The organism is Massilia sp. P2_C2 (genome assembly GCF_056404615.1).
This window is the reverse complement of sequence record NZ_JBFUDR010000004.1, coordinates 30,174-50,092: the sequence shown is the minus strand read 5'-3', so window position 1 is coordinate 50,092 and position 19,919 is coordinate 30,174. Positions and strand designations below refer to the sequence as shown.

The window sequence follows — 19,919 nt, the reverse complement described above, 5'->3', positions numbered from 1 at the left end:
TCTTTCCATAATGCACATGTTATATACTTACAAGAACGAAGCTTACCGTGCCGAACCGATTTCTGCCAGTCAGGCCCCTCCGATAGAATACCGTACACTCCCGCGCACCAAGCTTTCAGTCGGTGTGCGTGTCAACGGCAGTACCGCTCGCAACGTTCCATCGTACAGATCTGCCAGCCTTTGGCTGCCCCAATCCTAAAATAGAACCGGAAACTTCGCCTTTACCGGCGGCATCACATGACAAATCAACAACTTGTTCCCTCCGTTCCGCCGGCGTCGACCGCCGGTTTCCTGCCTGAGCACTGGCAGGCGGACGTCGCGAAAAAGCTTGCGCCAGGGGAAAACGTTTTAAACAGCGTCGAGGTTGACCTCGATGCGAAATTACGCTTCACCAAGGGCATTCTCGTCGTCACGAATTATCGCCTGCTCACCCGTGCCCCCGGCGACACGATATGGCGCGACTGGCCCTACCGCGCCGGCCTCACGCTGCGCCACCATGATCACGCCGGTGTCGGCCACCTGGAACTGGTCGACCAGAACGGCCTGCTGGCGGCCTGGCGCTTCACGCTCGGCCAGAACCTGCAGGCGATCCGCGTCGTCGACCAGTTCCACGGCCAGGTCGACAGTTTCGTCACCGGCGTTCCCGTGCAACCGCCTGACCAACATATTTGTCCAAGTTGCAAGGCGCCGCTCGAGCCGGACCAGGAAGAATGCCCGATCTGCACCAAGGTGTTGCACACGCCGCCCTCCACATGGACCTTGCTGCGCCTGTGGCGCTTCGCCCGTCCATACAAAGGTCAATTGCTCCTCGGATTCTTGCTCATGTTGGCGAGTACTGGCGCACACATGATTCCGCCGTATCTGACGATGCCGCTGATGGACAATGTGCTGATCCCGTACCAGAACGGCCAGCACATCGACACGCGCCTCGTCTACATGTACATGGGCGGCCTGTTCGCGTCCGCCATCCTGGCGTGGGCGCTGGGCTGGGGCCGCACGTACATCCTGGCCCTCGTGTCCGAGCGGATGGGCGCCGACATGCGCTCGGAAACCTATGAACACCTGCTGAGATTGTCGCTGGAATTCTTCGGCGGCAAGCGCACGGGTGACCTGATGAGCCGCATCGGCAGCGGTTCGGACCGCATCTGCGTGTTCCTGTCGCTGCACCTGCTGGATTTCCTCTCCGACGTCCTCATGATCATCATGACGGGCGCAATTTTGTTCAGCATTAATGCCAAGCTGGCCTTGATCACCCTGGTGCCGTTGCCGTTCATCGCCTGGATGATCCACGTCGTGCGCGACAAGCTGCGCACCGGCTTCGAGAAGATCGACCGCGTGTGGGGCGAGGTCACGAACGTGCTGGCCGACACCATTCCCGGCATCCGCGTCGTGAAGGCGTTCGCCCAGGAACACCGGGAAGCGTCGCGCTTCCGCGAGGCCAACAAGCACAACCTGGCCGTCAACGATAAATTGAACAAGGTGTGGTCGCTGTTCTCGCCGACCGTCTCGCTGCTGACGGAACTGGGCCTGCTCATCATCTGGTGCTTCGGCATCTGGCAGGTGAGCCACCAGGAGATCACCGTGGGCGTGCTGTCCGCGTTCATCGCGTACAGCGGACGGTTCTACGTCCGCCTCGATTCGATGAGCCGCATCGTGTCGGTCACGCAGAAATCCGCATCGGCCGCCAAGCGCATCTTCGACATCCTCGACCACGTGTCGAGCGTCCCGGACCCGGTCAATCCGGTGAAACTGGACAAGGTCGAGGGCAATATCGCGCTGCGCGAAGTGGGTTTCCGCTACGGCAACCGTGCCGTCAACCGCGGCATCTCGCTGAACATCAGGGCCGGGGAGATGGTGGGCCTCGTCGGCCACTCGGGCTCGGGCAAGAGCACGCTGGTGAACCTGATCTGCCGCTTCTACGACGTGGCGGAAGGCGCGATCCTGCTGGACGGCCGCGACATCCGCAGCTTCGCCGTGGCGGATTACCGCCGCCACATCGGCCTCGTGCTGCAGGAGCCTTTCCTGTTCTTCGGCACCATCGCGGAAAACATCGCCTACGGCAAGCCGGATGCGACGCGCGAAGAGATCATCGCCGCCGCCCGCGCCGCGCACGCCCACGAATTCATCCTGCGCCTGCCGCAGGGCTATGACTCGATGGTCGGGGAGCGGGGCCAGGGCCTGTCCGGCGGCGAGCGCCAGCGCATTTCGATCGCGCGCGCGCTGCTCATCGATCCGCCGATCCTGATCCTCGACGAGGCGACGTCCTCCGTCGACTCCGAAACGGAAAAGGAAATCCAGAGGGCGCTGGACAACCTCGTGCAGGGCCGCACGACGATCGCCATCGCGCACCGCCTGTCCACCCTGCACCGCGCCGACCGCCTCGTCGTGCTGGACCGCGGCCAGGTCGTGGAAGAGGGCAACCACGACGAGCTGATGGCGGCGCAAGGCGCCTACTACCGCCTGTACGAGGCGCAGGCACGCAACGTGGACCAGGATCCGGACGACGAAGGCAAGGAAGACTGAACGATGACCCTATCTTTTCAATTGAAGCGCGACCCGTTCGGCAAGCTGGTGCTGACGAATGCCGAGGGCGAGGAATTCGTGGGCGTGACCCCGGTACGCTCGTTCCCGGTGCAGGCGCCGACGAAGGGCATTTCGCTCGTGCGCGACGGCGGCAAGGAAGTCGCGTGGATCGACGACCTCGAGACGATGCCGGCCGATATCCGGTCTCTCGTCGCGGAAGAACTGGAGGGGCGTGAATTCATGCCCGAGATCCTGTCGATCAACGGCGTCTCGAGCTTCGCCACGCCCTGCACATGGACCGTCAAAACGGACCGCGGCGATACGGACTTCGTGCTCAAGGGCGAGGAGGATATCCGCCGCCTGGGGGCCTGGTCGCTGCTGATCGCGGACAGTCACGGCATCCATTTCCTGATCCGCGACATGTTTGCGATCGACAAGGGGAGCCGGAAGATACTCGACCGGTTCCTGTAGGGTGGGGTGATTGATGCCGGGGGCATCAATCACGCGCTGTGCCCACGCGTGACGTTCGCGGTATGTTGGCGTTACGCGTGGGCACGTGGTGCCCACCCTACGGCGCTTAAGCGACTCTGCGCTGGGCGGACGCGCGCGCTTTCGCCTTGTCCCGGGCCTGCTGGCTCACATGGTCCATGTGAATGGCCGGCACGAGGGACACCGGTGCCGCCTGGGTCAACGTAAACACGCTGACCACCTGCGAGAGCCGGCCGGCCTGGTCCTGCATGGCCTCGGACGCGGCCGCGGCTTCCTCCACCAGGGCCGCGTTCTGCTGGGTCACGGCGTCCATCTGGGTGATGGCCTGGTTGACCTGGGCAATACCGTGGGCCTGCTCCTGGCTGGCGGCGGCGATCTCGCCGATGATGCCGCTGACGCGCTTGACGCTGGCTACGATGTCTCCCATGGTGGCGCCGGCCTCGTCGACCAGCCTGGCGCCGCTGTTGACCTTGTCCACGGAATCGTTGATCAGGGTCTTGATTTCCTTGGCGGCGGCACCGGCGCGCTGGGCCAGGTTGCGGACCTCGGTGGCCACCACGGCGAAGCCGCGTCCCTGCTCGCCGGCGCGGGCCGCTTCCACGGCCGCGTTCAGTGCCAGGATGTTGGTCTGGAAGGCGATCCCGTCGATGACGCCGATGATGTCGACGATCTTGCGCGCCGAGTCATTGATGGCGCCCATGGTCTGGACCACTTCCTGGACCACGTCGCCGCCACGGCGCGCGATGTCGGTGGCCGAGCTGGCCAGGTCATTGGCCTGGTGGGCATTGTCGGCGTTCTGCTTGACGATCGAGGTCAGCTCTTCCATGGAAGACGCGGTTTCCTCCAGCGCGCTGGATTGCTGTTCGGTGCGCGAGGACAGGTCGAGGTTGCCGGCCGCAATTTCACCGGCGGCCGTATCGATCATGTCGGTGCCGGTGCGCACCTCGCTGACGATGCGCACCAGGCTGTCGCGCATTTCACGCATCGCATACAGCAGGCTGGTGTGATCGCCCGCATCGGTCCGCACTTCCACGGCCAGGTCGCCGGCGGCGATCCTGCCTGCGATCTCGGCCGCATAAGTCGGTTCGCCGCCGAGCTGCTTGAGCAGGCTGCGCGTGATCAGGAACGCAGCCACCGCGCCCACCAGAAGGGCCAGCACGCCGACGCCGGCCATCGCTTGCCACGCCTGCGTATAAGTGCGTCCGGCCGTCTGCGCCGAGTCCTTTGCGCGCGCCTCCAGACGTGCCAGGAGGGTGTCGAGCGCGTCGATCAATTCGACCTGGGCCGGCCGCACCCGGTCGCGGATGGCGTCGCCTGCGCCGGCCACATCGCCCGAGAGGGACAGGTCGATGGCCTTGTCGACCTCGGTCTTGACTTTGGCGTCCAGCGTACCGGTTTTGGCCAGGATGGCCTTGTTTGCCGGGTCCGTGAGCAAGCCGGCGAGCTGGTTGGCTGCGGCCTGATAGGTGGTCCGCGATTGCCGCGACAGCGCCAGTTCCTTTTTCTTGAACGCGAAGTCTTCCTGCATGACGACGTCACGTACGGTCACCGATTGGTGGCGCACCAGGTCGCGCATGGTATTGACCAGCCGCAGCTTGGGCGAGTCACCGTTGACGATCTCGTTCAGGCTCGTGTTGATGAAGGACATACGGCTGATCGCCACCCCGGTCAGGATCAGCATCAGTACCAGTACGATACCGAAACCGACGGCGAGGCGCGGACCGACCTTCATGGTCTCGAGGAATTTCATGGAGAACTCCTAGGGAGCGGCCCCGCCGCCCGCGGCGTGGCCGAGGTTGGTGAACTGACTTACTCAGTGATGCCGACGTGGATCACGCCGATGACCTTCTTGCCGTCCAACACCGGGGCGGAGGCTTGCACGCCCTTGACCTGGGTGGTGGGGTCGGGTGTCACCTTGCTGTCGGCCCAGACCTGGCCTTTGATGCCGTTGACGAATACCGGGCGTACGGCGTTGTTGAACAGCAACGGTTTGGTGCTTGCGGCCACCAGATTGCCTTTTTCATCGCGCAGCACCAGCTTGTTGATGCCGGTGTCTTCTTCCCACTTCTTGAGCAGGCCGCCGGCCTTGCTGGTGCTAAAAGACTTGGCTGCCGGGTCGCTGTCAGCCACGTCCTGCCACTTGGCATTGGTCATGCCGCCCTGGGGACCGTTGGCATTGGCTTCCTTCACGGCCTGCACGATCGCCGGATTGGCGGCCCATTCGACGAGCTTCTGCTTGTACTTGTCGACCTTGGCCTGCAGCGGGGCTGGAAAATCGCCGGCGAAGGCGGAGAAGCTGGCGCAGGCAAGCAGGGTGGCCAAACCGGTTTTTACGACAGATTTCAACTTGAACTCCTTTTTATTTTTGGGGGACGAAACTCCAGGGGTGCACGGATCGAGGGGGCGAAAGGCCAGCCTCCTCACCAGTGCGGCCGAAAAGGGAAAGAAATAACAGGAGCGTCAAGCAGGCGCGGTGGTGGCGGCATGCGGTGCGTGCTTGAACAAGTGCCACGCGCGGCGCATTGCTTGACTTACAATTTCAGCGTGCCTGATTTTACAGCATGATTTCCATCATGCAACTTTAGTTACATGGGATGTGACGGAGTTTGACACTTGAGCCATAAGACGACCGTGCAAGGAGGCGGCATCGAACCCATCCACTACATCGTCGTCACGATCGGCTCGGCCGGCGACCTGTTCCCGCTCCTCGCGCTGGCGCTCGGGTTGCGCGCACGCGGCCACCGCGTGAGCTTCCTCGGACCGGAGCAGCATGGCCCGTGGGTGCGTCCGACCGGGTTGCCGTTCACGGGCCTGCCGGCCGACGACGCCGTGTTGCACGATCCCGACCTGTGGCATCCAACGCGCGGCTTCGGCGTCGTCTGGCGCGCGACGCGGCCTGCGATGGCGCGCATCGTTCCCTTCGTCGAGGCGCTGCCGCGTGGCGAAGCAAGCGTGCTGCTCGTGCATCCGCTCGCATTGCCGGAGGCTGACCTGTGCCGGGCCGCGCATCCCGGCGTGAAGATCGCGGCGGCCTACCTGGCCCCTGCGAACCTGATGACGGTGCACGATCCGCTGCTGGTGGGGCCGTGGCGCGTGCCCGCATGGGTGCCGCTGTCCGCGCGCCGGGCGTTCTGGCGCTGGGCCGTGCGGCGCTTCATCGATCCCGTCGCGCTGGCGGACGTGAATGCGGCGCGCCTCCCGCGCGGCCTGGCGCCCGTGGCGACCTTGATGGACTGGATCGCGGCCGTGCCCGACCTGTCGCTCACGCTGTTCCCCGACTGGTTCGCGCCCACGCAGCCGGACTGGCCGCGGCCGCTTGTGCGCGGCGATTTTCCGCTGTTCGATCCGACCCCGGACGCGGCGCCCGCGCCGGCACTGGACGCCTTCCTGCAGGCCGGCCCGGCGCCGCTCGTGTTCACGCACGGCACCGGTAATACGCAGGCGGCCGCGTACTTCCACCATGCGCGTGCGGCGGCGGAGCAACTGGGCCGGCGCGCGATCTTCCTCACGCCGCACCGCGAGCAGGTACCGGCCGACCTGCCGGACACGATGCTGTGGCAGGACTACGTGCCGCTGCGCCGGCTGCTGCCTCACGCGGCGGCTTTGATTCACCATGGCGGCATCGGCACGACGGCGGAAGCCCTGCGCGCGGGGACGCCGCAACTGGTGGTGCCGCTCGCGCACGACCAGTTCGACAACGCGGCGCGCGTGACGGCGCTGGGCGTCGGCGCCGCGCTGCCGGCGGCGCGGCTGGACGAGGCGCGTCTGGTGCGCCGGCTGGCGGCCTTGCTGGCGGTGCCGGGATTGGACGGGCGCACGCGCGCCGTGGCCGGACGCTTCGTGCCGCAGGCGGGCGTGGACAGGATGTGCGCGGCGCTCGAAAGCCTGGCGGGCTGACGGTCACTCGTTGCGCCAGAAGCCGATGTGCGCTGCCTTCGCCTCGTCCTCGCGCACGGGCCCGATCACCTCGGTCGGCCGCTGCCCGCGCCCGAACACCTCGCGGCAGGGCAGGGACAGGGTCGGATTCTCGGGATCGCTGCCGGTCAGCGCCAGCAGGCTCGTCTCCGACATGCCGTAGACCACGCGGCCCACGCCGCTCCAGTACGTGCCGCCCGCGCACATCGCGCACGGCTCGGCATTGCTGTACAGCGTGGTGCCCGCCAGTTCGGCCGGGCCGTGGCGGCGCGACGCCGCACGCAGCGCGTTCATCTCCGCGTGCGCCGTGCGGTCCGTGGACGAATCGTTCATCGCCTCGGCGATGACGGTGCCGTCCGCGCCGACGACGATGGCGGCGAACGGATGGTGGCCCTCGGCGCGCGAGCGCTGCGCCAGCGCGAACACGCGCGTCAGGAACTCATGGTCTTGCGCGGTCGGTGTCGGCATGGCGTCGGCTCACTTCGGAATCGTGCCCTCGACACCCTGCACGTACCAGTTCATGCCTTTCAGGTCGGCCAGCGACAACGCCTTGCCCGCGGCCACCTTGAGGGCGCCCGACTGGTCCTTCAGCGGACCCTGGAACGGCTTGATCTCGCCGCCGATGAGCGCCGCTTTCTTCGCCTCGAACAGCTTGGCCGTGTCGGCCGGGATGACGGCGTTCAGCGGCGACATCTTCACCATGCCTTCCGACAGGCCGCCGCGCACCTCGGCGCTCTTCCAGGTGCCGGCCAGCACGGCCTGCGCGGTGCGGGTGTAGAAGTCGCCCCAGGCATTCGTCGTCGCGGTCAGGTGGGCCTTCGGCGCGAACTTCACCATGTCGGAATCCCAGCCGAACGCGTACTTGCTTTTTTCCTGCGCCACCTGCAGCGTGGCCGGCGAGTCGGTGTTCTGCGTGAGCACGTCGGCGCCCTGCGCGATCAGCGTTTCCGCAGCCTGGCGTTCCTTCGCCGGGTCGTACCAGCTGTTGATCCACACGACCTTGGTCTTGATGGCCGGGTTCACGCTCTGGGCGCCGAGCGTGTACGCGTTGATGTTGCGGATCACCTCCGGCACGGGGAACGAACCGACGAAGCCGAGCGTGCCGGTCTTGCTCATCTTCGCCGCGAGGACGCCCTGCAGGTACGTGCCCTCGTACTGGCGGGTCTCGTATACGCCCATGTTCTTCGCCAGCTTGAAGCCGGTCGCATGCTCGAACACAACGTTCGGGAACGCCTTCGCCACTTTTTCCGTCGGGTTCATGAAGCCGAACGACGTGGTGAAGATCAGCTTGTTGCCGTCGGCGGCCAGCTTGCGGATGACGCGTTCGGCGTCCGCGCCTTCCGGCACGTTCTCGACAAACGTGGTGGCGACCTTGCCGGCCAGCGCCTTTTCCATGGCCAGGCGGCCCTGTTCGTGGGCATAAGTCCAGCCGGCGTCGCCGACGGGACCGACGTAGACGAAGGCGACCTTCAGCGGATCGGCTGCGTGCGCGGTCAGCGCGGCGAAGGAAGTCAGGAGGGTGAGGGCGAGCAGGCTGCGACGATTCATGGTGTTCCTTTGCGGTGAGTGTTGGAGCGGATCAGAAGTGGTATTCGGCGCGGACCATCGGCGTCTTCGCGGTGGCGCCCGGCGCGATGTCCGTGGGGTTGCCGAACTTGTTCTTCCAGTACTGGTATTCGAGGCCCAGCTTCAGCGTGTTCCTGGCGGCGCCGATGGCCGGGCTCAGGTCGTACATGAGCTGCATGTCGACGTTGATCTCGACCGCCGTCGGGCCGCCGAATTCGTTCCTGCCTTTCGTGCCGATGTAGTTGGCATAGCCTTCGAACGACAGCGGCACGCCCAGCGTGAACGGGATGCCCCATGCGGCCGACAACATCGCGTGCGTCTTGTACGTGTAGCGCGGCGTGGACGTGTTCGTGAAGCCGTTGAACGGCGCATTGCTTTCGCGCAGGGCGAGCAGGCTCACGTCGAGGAAGCCGGGCACGTCGAACATCAGCGTGGGGCCCAGCACCAGCATGCGTTTCTTCGAGTTGTAGCCCGCATCCGTCTTGCTGTTGACGTCGAAGCCGCCCGTGACGCCGACGCCGCGCACCGGACCGAACGCGAGGTCGGCGCCGCTCACCTTGCCCAGGTCGAGCGTGTGGCGGTACACGGCGTAGGCTTCGTGCGCGCCGCTGGATGCGCCCACGGCGGACGGATCGTGCGAATCGGAGAACAGGAAGTCGACGCTGAAGAAGTTCTTGCCGTACTTGTAGCCGCTGACGTTGGAAAAGTTGATGACGTGCTTGGTGATGTCTTCGCCGTTGTACGGCTCGGAGAATTTGGTGCCGTAGCGCCAGCTGAGCGAGGTGTCGCTCCAGTCGGCGGCGTGGGCGGCGGTGCCGCAGGCGGAGAGCAGGGCGAGACAGGCGATGCGGAGCTTGGGCTTCATTCAATGTCCTTGTTATGGTGATGGGGCTTGTCGATTGCATCCAATCGAGCGATGGATTGGATGCAATCTGATTTCATCCGTTAGCAAGGAGCGGGCCAGGCTGTTTCGCCCTGCTCGAACGCCGTTGGTGCCGCCGGGACGCACCAGCACGGCGAACAAACGGTCCGCGATCGTGCACAACCGGCGTCATACAGTGCGCATGGTGCCGACCGGTTCAGTGCTCGGCCAGCGCTTCGGCCAGGTTGACCTTGCGGTCCTGCTCGCCCAGGTGCAGGCGCGCCTCGATCTCGACCAGGTGGTGTTCGATCAGTGCGGTGGCCCGCGCCGCGTCGCCGTTTTCGATCAGGGTGAGCAGTTGCTGGTGGTCGTGGTTGCCGCACATGGGCGCGCCCGGGTTCTCGTACAGCGCGATGATCAGCGAGCAGCGCGACACCAGTTCGGCCATGAAGCGTTGCAGGACGGCGTTGCCGGCGAGTTCCGCCAGCAGGAGGTGGAATTCGCCGCCCAGGCGGATCCACGCGGCGCGGTCGGCGCTGCGCCTTGCCGCTTCCTCGGCCTCGATGGCCGTGCGGATCGCGCGCAGCGAAGCCGGCGTCGCGCGCTGGACGACGAGCGGCACGATCTCGCGTTCCAGCGCGCGCCGCGCGGCGAACACGTCGCGCGCTTCCTTCGGCGTGGGCGAGGCGACGATGGCACCGCGGTTCGGCCGCAGTTCGATGATGTGGTCGTGCGCGAGGCGCTGCAGGGCCTTGCGCACGGTGGTGCGGCTCACGCCGTACAGGTCGCAGAATTCCGCTTCGCCCAGGCGGGTGCCGGGCGGCAGGCGGTGGCTCATCACGGCGTTGACGACGGCGCGGTAGATGCGGTCGTCGACGGCGGTCAGGCCGCGCTTCCGGGCGGGCGCGGTCGTGGTCTCGGTCATTTAGGTCTCCAATGTATGCGGCGCGTACAAGCCGGTTGTCGACAAAAGAAGCAGGAATCGTGCACACGCAATGTGGTCGCCGCGCCCGTATCCGGGCATTCATACGCCCGCTTTCGGTGAGTCGCTGAGCCGAGTCGGTGCGCTTCGTATACAAAGCGTGCCCGTTCGCCCCCGGCACGCAAATTGCAAACGAACGACTACGTTTTTGTATACAACGATTGGAGTCAAGATGAGCGACCCCCATGGTGCGCCGCCGACCGAACCGCGCCTGCGGCTGCTCGGGATCTCGAAGATCTATCCGTCCGTCGTGGCCAACGCGGACGTGGATCTCACCGTCATGCCCGGCGAGATCCACGCCGTGCTGGGCGAGAACGGGGCCGGCAAGAGCACTCTCATGAAGATGATCTATGGCGTCACGCAGCCGGACGCCGGCGAGATCATGTGGGAAGGCCGGCAGGTACGCATCGATTCGCCGTCGGCCGCGCGCCGCCTCGGCATCGGCATGGTGTTCCAGCATTTCGCGCTGTTCGAGACGCTCACCGTCGCCGAGAACATCGCGCTCGCGCTGGACGACAGGACGGCGCCGGCGTCGCTGGCGCCGCGCATCCGCGCCGTGTCCGGGCAATACGGCCTCCCGCTCGACCCGGACCGGCTCGTGCACAGCATGTCCGTCGGCGAACGCCAGCGCGTGGAGATCGTGCGCTGCCTGCTGCAGTCGCCGCGCCTGTTGATCATGGACGAGCCGACCTCCGTGCTCACGCCGGACGCCGTGCAGAAGCTGTTCGTCGCGCTGCGCCGGCTGCGCGACGAAGGCGTCAGCATCCTGTACATCAGCCACAAGCTGGACGAGATCCAGGCCTTGTGCGACCGCGCCACCGTGTTGCGCGCGGGCCGCGTGGCCGGCACCGCCGATCCCCGCGCGGAGACGGCCCAGTCGCTGGCCGAACTGATGATCGGCGGCGATCTGCCGACGTGCACGCTGGCGCCGCGCGCGCCGGGCGAGGTGCTGATGGCGATCGCCGATCTCGACCTGGCAAGCAGCGACCCGTTCGGCACGGCGCTGCGCGGCATCTCGCTGGAATTGCGCGCGGGAGAAATCGTCGGCCTCGCGGGCATTTCCGGCAATGGCCAGCAGGAGCTGCTGCAGGCCCTGTCCGGCGAGCGGCTGACGCAACCGGCAGCGATCCGCCTGCTGGGACGCGACGCGGGCCGCCTGGATGCCGCCGCGCGCCGCCGCCTGGGCCTCGGCTTCGTGCCGGAAGAGCGGCTGGGACGGGGTGCCGTGCCCACGCTGTCGCTGGCGGACAATGCCCTGCTGACCGGCTACCTGAGCCCGGCCGCCGGCATGACGACGCGGGGCGTGATCCGGCGCGGCGCCGTGCGCGCGTTCGCGGCCGCCGTCATCGAGCGCTTCCGGGTCAAGTGTGGCGGCGACCAGTCCACCGCCGCGAGCCTCTCCGGCGGCAACCTGCAGAAATTCATCGTCGGGCGCGAGATCAGGCTGGCGCCGAAGGTGATGGTCGTCGCCCAGCCCACGTGGGGCGTCGACGTCGGCGCCGCCATGCTGATCCGCCAGGCCATCATCGACCTGCGCGACGCGGGTGTCGCCGTACTCGTCGTGTCGGAAGAACTCGACGAGCTGTTCATGATGTGCGACCGCATCGCGGTGCTGGCCCGGGGACGCCTGTCGCCCGCGGTGGCGACCGGGGCGACGAGCGTCGACCGCATCGGCCGCTGGATGGGCGGCGACTTCGACGAAGCCGCCACCGCAACACCAACCCCAACCCCAACGTCCGAAGGAGCCGCCCATGTCCCGGCTTGAAGCCCGTCCAGAACCCTCGCGCGCGATGATGCTGGCATCACCGCTGATCGCGGCAGGCGCGATGCTCGTCTCCGGCTCGCTGCTGTTCCTCTTCCTCGGCCAGGCGCCGCTGCACGCCTTCTACGTGTATTTCGTGCAGCCGCTGACGTCGATGTACGGCATCGGCGAGCTGCTGCTCAAGGCCACGCCGTTGATCCTCTGCGGTGTCGGGCTCGCGATCGGCTTTCGCGCCAACGTCCACAACATTGGCGCCGACGGCCAGCTGACGATGGGCGCCGTGGCCGCCGGCTGCGTCGCCCTGTATTTCGACGGCGCGCAGGGACCGTGGGTGCTGCCGCTGATGATCCTGGCCGGGGCCGCGGGCGGCGCCGCGTGGGCGGCCGTGCCCGCGCTGCTGCGCACGCGCTTCAATACGAGCGAGATCCTGGTGTCGCTGATGCTCGTGTACGTGGCCTACCTGTTCCTCGGCTACCTCGTGCACGGCCCGCTGCGCGATCCGGCCGGCTACAACTTCCCGCAATCGAAGATGTTCGGCGATGCCGCCATGCTGCCGCTCTTGAAGGAGGGGCTGCGCGTGAATGCCGCCTTCCTTCTGTCGCTCGTCGCGGTGGCCGGCGCGTGGTTCTTTTGCCGCCACAGCTTCGCGGGCTACCGCATGCGGGTGGCCGGCATGGCGCCGGCGGCCGCGCTGTACGCGGGCTTTTCCGAGCCGAAGAACGTGTGGATCGCGTTTCTTGCGAGTGGCGCGCTGGCCGGCGTGGCGGGCGTGGGCGAAGTCGCCGGGCCGCTGGGCCAGTTGCAGGCGTCCGTGTCGCCTGGCTACGGTTTTGCCGCCATCATCGTCGCCTACGTCGGCCGGCTGCATCCCGTCGGCGTGCTGCTCGCGTCGCTGCTGATGTCGCTGCTGTACATCGGCGGCGAGACCGCACAGATCGAACTGCAGCTGCCGTCCGCCATTACCGGCCTGTTCCAAGGGCTGCTGCTGTTCTACCTGCTGGCGGCCGACCTGTTCATCCACTATCGCATCAAGCCGCGGCATATCGTCGTGGCCACGGAGACCGTCGCCCCATGAATGCAGATTACCTGATCGCCTTCCTCGCCAGCACGGCGGGCGCCGCGACACCGCTCGTCCTCGCATCGACGGGAGAACTGGTGGCGGAACGCTCCGGCGTCATCAACCTGGGCCTCGAGGGCATCATGCTCGTCGGTGCCGTCGCCGGGTTTTCCGTCACCTTGCACACCGGCTTGGCGGCGCTGGGCCTCGCCGCCGCGCTCGCCGCCGGCATGGCGATGGCGCTGCTGTTCGGCGTGCTCGTGCTCACCCTGCAGACGAACCAGGTCGCCACCGGCCTCGCGCTGACGCTGTTCGGCATCGGCCTGTCCGCGTTCGCCGGGCGCGACCTCGTCGGCCAGACCGTGGCGCCGCTGCCCCGGCTGCACGTGCCCGTGCTGTCCGACCTGCCGTTCGTCGGGCCGCTGCTGTTTTCCTTCGATGCGCTGGTCTATGCGGCCATCGTCCTCGTGCTGCTGACGGGCTGGATGCTGGGGCGCACCCGGCTGGGCCTCTTGATCCGCGCCGTGGGCGAGGCGCCGCACAGCGCCCATGCGCTCGGCATGCCCGTCGTGAAGCTGCGCTACGCGACGGTGCTCGCGGGCGGCGCGCTGGCGGGGCTCGGCGGCGCCTACCTGTCGCTGGCGCTGACGCCGATGTGGGTCGAGGGCATGACGGCCGGCCGCGGCTGGATCGCACTGGCGCAGGTCGTGTTCGCGACGTGGAAGCCGCGCGGCCTGCTGCTGGGCGCGTATCTGTTCGGCGGCGTGACCGTGCTGCAATTCCATGGCCAGGGGCTCGGTGTGCCGATCCCGTCCGAGTTCCTGTCGATGCTGCCCTACCTGGCGACGATCGTCGTGCTGGTGATCATCTGCCGCAATCCGCGCACGATCCTGCTGAACAAGCCCGTGTCCCTCGGGCAGAGTTTCAAGGCCGACTAAGAACCTATCCTGTAGGGTGGGCAGCGTGTCCACCAAACGCGTGCCGGTCCGCGAACGTTTGGTGGGCACGGGGGTGCCCACCCTACCCAAGCGGGCGACACCGTTTCCGAAAAGCGCGCAAGAATAGGGGATGCTATCGTCAAGCAGAGGCTGACATGCAAAGAAGCGCACTCGTCGTCGGCGCCAGCGGCATCGGCGGCCATGCCACGGCAAGGGAATTGCTGGCCCACGGCTGGACCGTGTACGGCCTGGCGCGCCGGCCGCCCAGCGACCTGCCGGGGCTGATCCCCGTGCCGGCCGACCTGATGGACCCGGCCCGGCTGGACGAGGCGTTCGCGGCGGCGTTCGGCGACGGCGGCCCGACGCACGTCTTCATCACGACGTGGATGCGCCAGGACAGCGAGGCCGAGAACATCCGCGTCAACGCCGCCCTCGTGCGCAACCTGCTGGATGCGCTGAGCCCGCGCAAGACGCTGCGCCATGTGGCGCTCGTGACGGGCCTGAAGCACTACCTCGGCCCGTTCGAGGCCTACGCCAGTTCCGGCACCTTGCCCGACACCCCGCTGCGCGAATCCCAGCCGCGTCTGCCGCTCGACAATTTTTATTATGCGCAGGAAGACGAAGTGGTCGCGGCCGCGGCACGCGACCGCTTCACGTGGACCGTGCACCGCCCGCACACGGTCATCGGCATGGCCGTCGGCAATGCGATGAACCTCGGCACCACCCTGGCCGTGTATGCATCGATCTGCAAGGCGACAGGCCGGCCGTTCCGCTTTCCCGGCTCGCGGGCGCAGTGGGAAGGACTGTCCGACGTGACGGACGGGCGCATGCTGGCGAAGCAGTTGCGCTGGGCCGCCGACGTTGATGCCGCGCGCAACGAAGCCTTCAATATCACGAACGGCGATTATTTTCGCTGGAGCTGGCTGTGGCGCCGGCTCGCCGCATGGTTCGCCGTGGAAGCGGTCGGCTTCGAGGGCGCGATGAAACCGCTCGAGGCGGAGATGGCCAACGACCACGCCATCTGGCGCGAGATCGCCACGCGTCACAGGCTGGTCGAGGCGGACCTGAACCGGCTCGTGTCGCCCTGGCACACGGACCTCGACCTCGGCCGTCCCATCGAGGTGATGACGGACATGGCGAACAGTCGCCGCCTCGGCTTCGCCGCGTGGCAGTCGACCGAGGAATCGTTCTTCGACCTGTTTTCCGGGCTGCGGGCGCGGTTGTTGATTCCCTGATGGTGGGCGAGCGCACCGACTGCCGGCGCGCGCGCGCTGGAATGGGGCATCGTGAAGCATCCGGAGCCGCAGGCATGCATGACCCATCCACCAGGCGGTCCTTGATGACAGGCCACGTGCGCGTGCACGGCGCGCGCGAGCACAATCTGAAAAACCACGACGCGATCGTCGGTCGGCAGTGTGAGTACGCTGTCCAATTCGCTGCGCATGCTGTATTCGCGCGCCGGCGACTATCCGCCCGGGCAGGACCTGCTGTACGCGGAATCGTTCTCGCCGAACACGGCGGAAGGCGCCTGTCCGCAGTGCTCGGGCCTGAGGCGCGTGGTTGACGCGACGGAAGCGACGATGGTGCCGGACGACAGCCTGACGATCCGCGAGCGCGCCGTCGCCGCGTGGCCGCCCGCATGGCACGGCCAGAACCTGCGCGACATCCTGGTCACGCTCGGTTACGACGTCGACACGCCCTGGCGCGACCTGCCGAAGAAGGACCGCGACTGGATCCTGTACACGGACGAGACGCCGACGGTGCCCGTGTATTGTATGTGCTGGACGAGCCGACGACGGGCCTGCACCCGCTCGACGCCGACCGCCTGCTGGCCCAGCTCGACCGCCTCGTCGATGCCGGCAACACCGTCATCATGGTCGAGCACACGATGCGCATCGTGGCGGCCTGCGACTGGGTGATCGACATCGACCCCGGCGCGGGCGAGGCCGGCGGTCAGGTCGTGGCGGCGGGGCCGCCGGCCGAGGTCGCCACGGTGAAGGCGAGCCGGACGTCACCTTATTTGTCCCCGTGCCTGTGACGCTGTAGCCGGACGTCACCTTATTTGTCCCCGTGCCTGTGACGCTGTAGGGTGGGCACCCCTGTGCCCACGCGGAAGCCGGCATGACGCGAGCGTCACGCGTGGGCACGGGGTGCCGCACCCTACGCGCCGTAGGGTGGCCTAACGTCAGTGATTCTTGCTGTAAATACGATCAACCCCGCTGACTTGGCAAAAATGCACGTTCAAACGAACGCGCCGGTTCCCATGCTTGCGTTACACTTAAGATATTTTTTTCATAAGAGTAATGACACAGCATGCCCGGATCGAGCATCGATAAAGACCAATTTCGCCGCATCCTCTTGCGCAACGTCGCCATGCCGCTGGGCATGGGCGTGCTCAGCGCGCTGGTCTTCGTCGGGATCATCGCCTACCTCATCAATGTATTGAGCTGGGTCGAGCATTCCGAACACGTGATCGGCCGCGCCAACGAGGTGAACCGGCTGTCGTCCGACATGGAAGCCGGCATGCGCGGCTTCCTGCTGTCCGGCGACGACGATTTCCTGGCGCCGTACCTGGCGGCCAAGCCGCGCATGGATGCCGAGCTGAAGAACCTGGAGCGCCTCGTCGGAGACAATCCGGCGCAGATCGAGCGCATCGAACGGGTGCGCGCGGCGCAGAACCAGTGGCAGGGCTTTGCCGAGGAAATGATCGCGCGCCGCGGCAAGAACAGCGATTTCGTCGATATCGTCCAGAACATCAAGGGTGGCCGCGGCAAGCTGTTGACGGACCAGGTGCGGCGCGAATTCCTCGATTTCATCCTGGAAGAACAACGCATCCTGCAGGAACGGAACACCACGTCGCGCTCCGTGATCGCGTGGTCGGTCGCGACCTTCCTCACGTTCAGTCTCGTCGTCGCCGGGCTGCTTGCGCTGTTCGGGCGGCGCGAGCTGATGGCACTGTCGAACTCTTACAACGAGATCCTGGAGCATGAGGCCGAGTACAACGAGCGGCTGCGCCAGCAGGACTGGTTGCGTTCGGGCCAGACGGAACTGATCGCGAAGACGACGGGCATCGTCACGCTGGAACCACTGGCCGACGTCGTGCTGAAATACGTGACCAGGTACGTGGGCGGCGTCGTGGCCGCGATGTACGTGCGTGCCGACGATGGCACGTTGACCCGCATCGGCGCCTATGGCTTCGCGCACGACGACGAGGACCGTGGCCGCATCGTGGGACCGAACGAGTCGCTGGCCGCCCAGGCCGCCAGCCAGAACCGCATCATCACCTTGCGCGAACTGCCGTCGGACTATATCAAGGTCGGCTCGGCGCTGGGCGAGACGGCGCCGCGCGAATTGCTGATTGCGCCCGTGTCGAACTTCGGCAAGATCAAGGGTGTCATCGAGATCGGCTTCCTGAACGGCGTGAGTGACCGCGACGTCCGCCTCATGGAAACGCTCGCCGCCCCGGTCGGTGCGGCCGTGGCGAACGTGCTGCACCGCCAGCGGCTGCAGGCGGCGCTGGAAGAGCAGCAGGCGTTGAACGAAGAGCTGCAGGTGCAGCAGGAAGAATTGCGCACCGCGAACGAGGAACTGGAAGAACAGTCGCGCGCGCTGGAGGAATCACAGTCGGCACTGGAAAACCAGCAGGCCGCGCTGGAGCAGACGAACGAACGGCTGGCCGAGCAGGCCGCCAACCTCGACAACAAGAACACGGCGCTGATACAAGCCCAGGAGCAATTGCGCGAACGTGCGCTGGAGCTGGAGCGGGCCAGCCGCTACAAGTCCGAATTCCTGGCGAATATGTCGCATGAGCTGCGCACGCCGCTGAACAGTTCGCTGATCCTCGCCAAGCTGCTGGCGGACAATGCCGCCGGTAACCTCAACGAGGAGCAAGTACGTTTTGCCCAGACGATTTACTCGGCCGGCAATGATCTGCTCAACCTGATCAACGATATCCTCGATATTTCCAAGGTCGAGGCCGGCAAGCTGGAACTCGTGCCGGAAGACCTGGCGCTGCGCCGTGTCATCGAGGGCCTGGCGCGCATGTTCGAACCGCTGGCGCGCCAGAAGCACCTGGATTTCGTGCTGGACGTCGCGTCGAACGTGCCCGCGAGCATCCACACGGATCGCCAGCGCCTCGAGCAAATCCTCAAGAATTTGTTGTCGAACGCGGTGAAATTCACGGACAAGGGGCAGGTCAGGCTGACCGTCAGCGCGAACGGCGACGGCTGGATCCAGTTCGCCGTGCAGGATTCCGGCATCGGCATTGCGCCCGAGCAGCAGGAAAAGATCTTCGACGCCTTCCACCAGGCCGACGGCTCCACGGCGCGCAAGTACGGCGGCACGGGCCTGGGCCTGTCGATCTCGCGCGACCTGACGGGCTTGCTGGGCGGCACCCTGAGCATGACGAGCACGCTGGGCGAGGGCAGCACGTTCGTGCTCAGCCTGCCGCGTGACGGTGCCGTCGCCGCGACGCCGCCCGTGCCGCCGCCGGTCCCGTCCGTGCGTGCGCCCGCATCCGCGCCCGCCCCCGCCCCTGCCCCGGTAGCCGAGCCCGTGGCCGCCGCGCCGCAAGAGGGCACGCTGCCGTCGTTCGCGGACGACCGCGCCCAGCCGGCCGCCGGCGTGCGCACGGTGCTCGTCATCGAGGACGAGCCGGCGTTTGCGCGCATCCTGTACGGCCTCGCGCACGACATGGAATTCCGCTGCCTCGTCGCGCTGACGGCGCAGGAAGGCCTGGAACTGGCGACGAACGAGAGCCCGGACGCGATCCTGCTCGACATCCGCCTGCCGGACCGCTCCGGCCTGTCGGTGCTGCAACAGCTGAAGGATAGCCCGGCCACGCGCCACATTCCCGTCCACGTCGTGTCCAGCCAGGACAATGGCGGCGAGGCGCTGCACCTGGGCGCCATCGGTTATGCGCTGAAACCGACGTCGCGCGAGCAGCTGGAAGACGTGTTCCGCAAGCTGAAGGACAAGTCGTCGCAGACGATCAAGCGCGTGCTGCTTGTCGAGGATGACGAGCGCCAGCGCGACAGCGTGGTGCAACTGATCTCGGATGCCGACGTCGAGATCGCGGCCGTCGGTTCCGGCGAAGAGGCGCTGGGATTATTGCGCACGCAGATCTTCGATTGCATGATCATCGACCTGAAGCTGCCGGACATGCAGGGCAATGAATTGCTGCAGCATATGTCGCTGGAAGAACTGTGTTCATTCCCGCCCGTCATCGTGTACACGGGCCGCAACCTGACGCGCGACGAAGAAGTGGAACTGCTGAAATATTCGCGGTCGATCATCATCAAGGGCGCGCGCTCGCCGGAGCGCCTGCTGGACGAGGTCACGCTGTTCCTGCACAAGGTGGAATCGCAGCTGTCGTCGGAACGCCAGACGATGCTCAAGACGGTGCGTGGGCGCGATCGCGTGTTCGAGGGCCGCACGATCCTGCTCGTGGACGATGACGTGCGTAACGTATTCGCGCTGACCAGTGCGCTGGAGCAACGCGGTGCCCGGGTGGACGTGGGGCGCAATGGCTACGAGGCCATCGCCAGGCTCGATGAGAACGATGCGATCGACCTCGTGCTGATGGACGTCATGATGCCGGGCATGGATGGCCTGGAAGCGACGCGCCGCATCCGCCAGGACAAGCGTTTCGCGCGCCTGCCCATCATCGCCATCACGGCGAAGGCGATGAAGGACGACCAGGAACAATGCCTGGCGGCCGGCGCGAACGATTACCTGGCCAAGCCGATCGACCTGACCCGGCTGTACTCGTTGCTGCGCGTATGGATGCCCACTTTGGAGCGCATTTGAAAAAGGCGCCGCAAGAA

Annotated in this window: 15 protein-coding genes and 1 pseudogene; 10 read left to right on the top strand and 6 right to left on the bottom strand. The window is 66.4% G+C overall.

All coding sequences use genetic code 11. From position 1 onward, the window contains the following. Positions 1 to 237 precede the first annotated feature (237 nt). Both AC1DYX_RS01180 and AC1DYX_RS01175 read left to right on the top strand, forming a co-directional pair. Positions 238 to 2,523 (top strand): cyanophycin metabolism-associated ABC transporter, encoded by a 2,286-nt coding sequence (locus AC1DYX_RS01180; RefSeq protein WP_477255444.1) that lies wholly within the window; start codon positions 238 to 240, stop codon positions 2,521 to 2,523. Positions 2,524 to 2,526: 3 nt separating this feature from the next. Further along, positions 2,527 to 2,994, top strand: coding sequence for a cyanophycin metabolism-associated DUF1854 family protein (locus AC1DYX_RS01175; protein ID WP_477255442.1), 468 nt, complete (start codon positions 2,527 to 2,529; stop codon positions 2,992 to 2,994). A gap of 106 nt (positions 2,995 to 3,100) precedes the next feature. On the opposite strand, the gene AC1DYX_RS01170 is transcribed toward AC1DYX_RS01175, so the two are convergent. Further along, positions 3,101 to 4,762, bottom strand: coding sequence for a methyl-accepting chemotaxis protein (locus AC1DYX_RS01170; RefSeq protein ID WP_477255440.1), 1,662 nt, complete (start codon positions 4,760 to 4,762; stop codon positions 3,101 to 3,103). A gap of 59 nt (positions 4,763 to 4,821) precedes the next feature. Further along, complete coding sequence (locus AC1DYX_RS01165) at positions 4,822 to 5,358, bottom strand: GAF domain-containing protein (RefSeq protein WP_477255438.1); 537 nt, start codon at positions 5,356 to 5,358, stop codon at positions 4,822 to 4,824. A gap of 267 nt (positions 5,359 to 5,625) precedes the next feature. On the opposite strand from AC1DYX_RS01165, the gene AC1DYX_RS01160 reads away from it, so the two are divergent. Then, a complete protein-coding gene (locus AC1DYX_RS01160) occupies positions 5,626 to 6,909 on the top strand; it encodes a glycosyltransferase (RefSeq protein ID WP_477255436.1) in 1,284 nt (427 codons plus the stop codon). Positions 6,910 to 6,912: 3 nt separating this feature from the next. Here AC1DYX_RS01160 and AC1DYX_RS01155 read toward each other — a convergent pair whose 3' ends face one another. From AC1DYX_RS01155 to AC1DYX_RS01140, 4 genes are all read right to left on the bottom strand, one after another. Continuing rightward, positions 6,913 to 7,395 carry a nucleoside deaminase gene (locus AC1DYX_RS01155; protein ID WP_477255434.1) on the bottom strand — a complete coding sequence of 161 codons (483 nt, stop codon included), beginning with the start codon at positions 7,393 to 7,395 and terminating at the stop codon, positions 6,913 to 6,915. A 9-nt stretch (positions 7,396 to 7,404) separates the two neighbouring features. Then, positions 7,405 to 8,475, bottom strand: a complete 1,071-nt coding sequence (locus AC1DYX_RS01150) for a BMP family ABC transporter substrate-binding protein (protein ID WP_477255432.1) — start codon at positions 8,473 to 8,475, stop codon at positions 7,405 to 7,407. A 31-nt stretch (positions 8,476 to 8,506) separates the two neighbouring features. After that, complete coding sequence (locus tag AC1DYX_RS01145; protein WP_477255430.1) at positions 8,507 to 9,358, bottom strand: outer envelope protein; 852 nt, start codon at positions 9,356 to 9,358, stop codon at positions 8,507 to 8,509. Positions 9,359 to 9,572: 214 nt separating this feature from the next. Next, on the bottom strand, positions 9,573 to 10,280 hold the full coding sequence (locus AC1DYX_RS01140; protein ID WP_477255428.1) for a GntR family transcriptional regulator: 708 nt from the start codon (positions 10,278 to 10,280) through the stop codon (positions 9,573 to 9,575). Positions 10,281 to 10,509: 229 nt separating this feature from the next. On the opposite strand from AC1DYX_RS01140, the gene AC1DYX_RS01135 reads away from it, so the two are divergent. The 7 genes and pseudogenes from AC1DYX_RS01135 (at position 10,510) to AC1DYX_RS01105 (ending at position 19,902) form a co-directional block, all read left to right on the top strand. Then, positions 10,510 to 12,102 carry an ABC transporter ATP-binding protein gene (locus AC1DYX_RS01135; protein WP_477255426.1) on the top strand — a complete coding sequence of 531 codons (1,593 nt, stop codon included), beginning with the start codon at positions 10,510 to 10,512 and terminating at the stop codon, positions 12,100 to 12,102. Continuing rightward, positions 12,089 to 13,174, top strand: a complete 1,086-nt coding sequence (locus AC1DYX_RS01130) for an ABC transporter permease (protein WP_477255424.1) — start codon at positions 12,089 to 12,091, stop codon at positions 13,172 to 13,174. Before AC1DYX_RS01135 ends, AC1DYX_RS01130 begins: the two co-directional genes overlap by 14 nt. Next, positions 13,171 to 14,094, top strand: coding sequence for an ABC transporter permease (locus AC1DYX_RS01125; protein ID WP_477255422.1), 924 nt, complete (start codon positions 13,171 to 13,173; stop codon positions 14,092 to 14,094). Before AC1DYX_RS01130 ends, AC1DYX_RS01125 begins: the two co-directional genes overlap by 4 nt. Before the next feature lie 155 nt (positions 14,095 to 14,249). Continuing rightward, positions 14,250 to 15,329 carry an SDR family oxidoreductase gene (locus AC1DYX_RS01120; RefSeq protein WP_477255420.1) on the top strand — a complete coding sequence of 360 codons (1,080 nt, stop codon included), beginning with the start codon at positions 14,250 to 14,252 and terminating at the stop codon, positions 15,327 to 15,329. A 156-nt stretch (positions 15,330 to 15,485) separates the two neighbouring features. Beyond that, a pseudogene (locus AC1DYX_RS01115) lies at positions 15,486 to 15,905 on the top strand (excinuclease ABC subunit A); the annotation flags it as partial. A 62-nt stretch (positions 15,906 to 15,967) separates the two neighbouring features. Further along, on the top strand, positions 15,968 to 16,132 hold the full coding sequence (locus tag AC1DYX_RS01110) for a hypothetical protein (RefSeq protein WP_477255418.1): 165 nt from the start codon (positions 15,968 to 15,970) through the stop codon (positions 16,130 to 16,132). A gap of 275 nt (positions 16,133 to 16,407) precedes the next feature. Continuing rightward, positions 16,408 to 19,902: a response regulator gene (locus AC1DYX_RS01105; RefSeq protein WP_477255416.1), complete on the top strand. Its 3,495-nt coding sequence runs from the start codon at positions 16,408 to 16,410 to the stop codon at positions 19,900 to 19,902. Positions 19,903 to 19,919 lie beyond the last annotated feature (17 nt).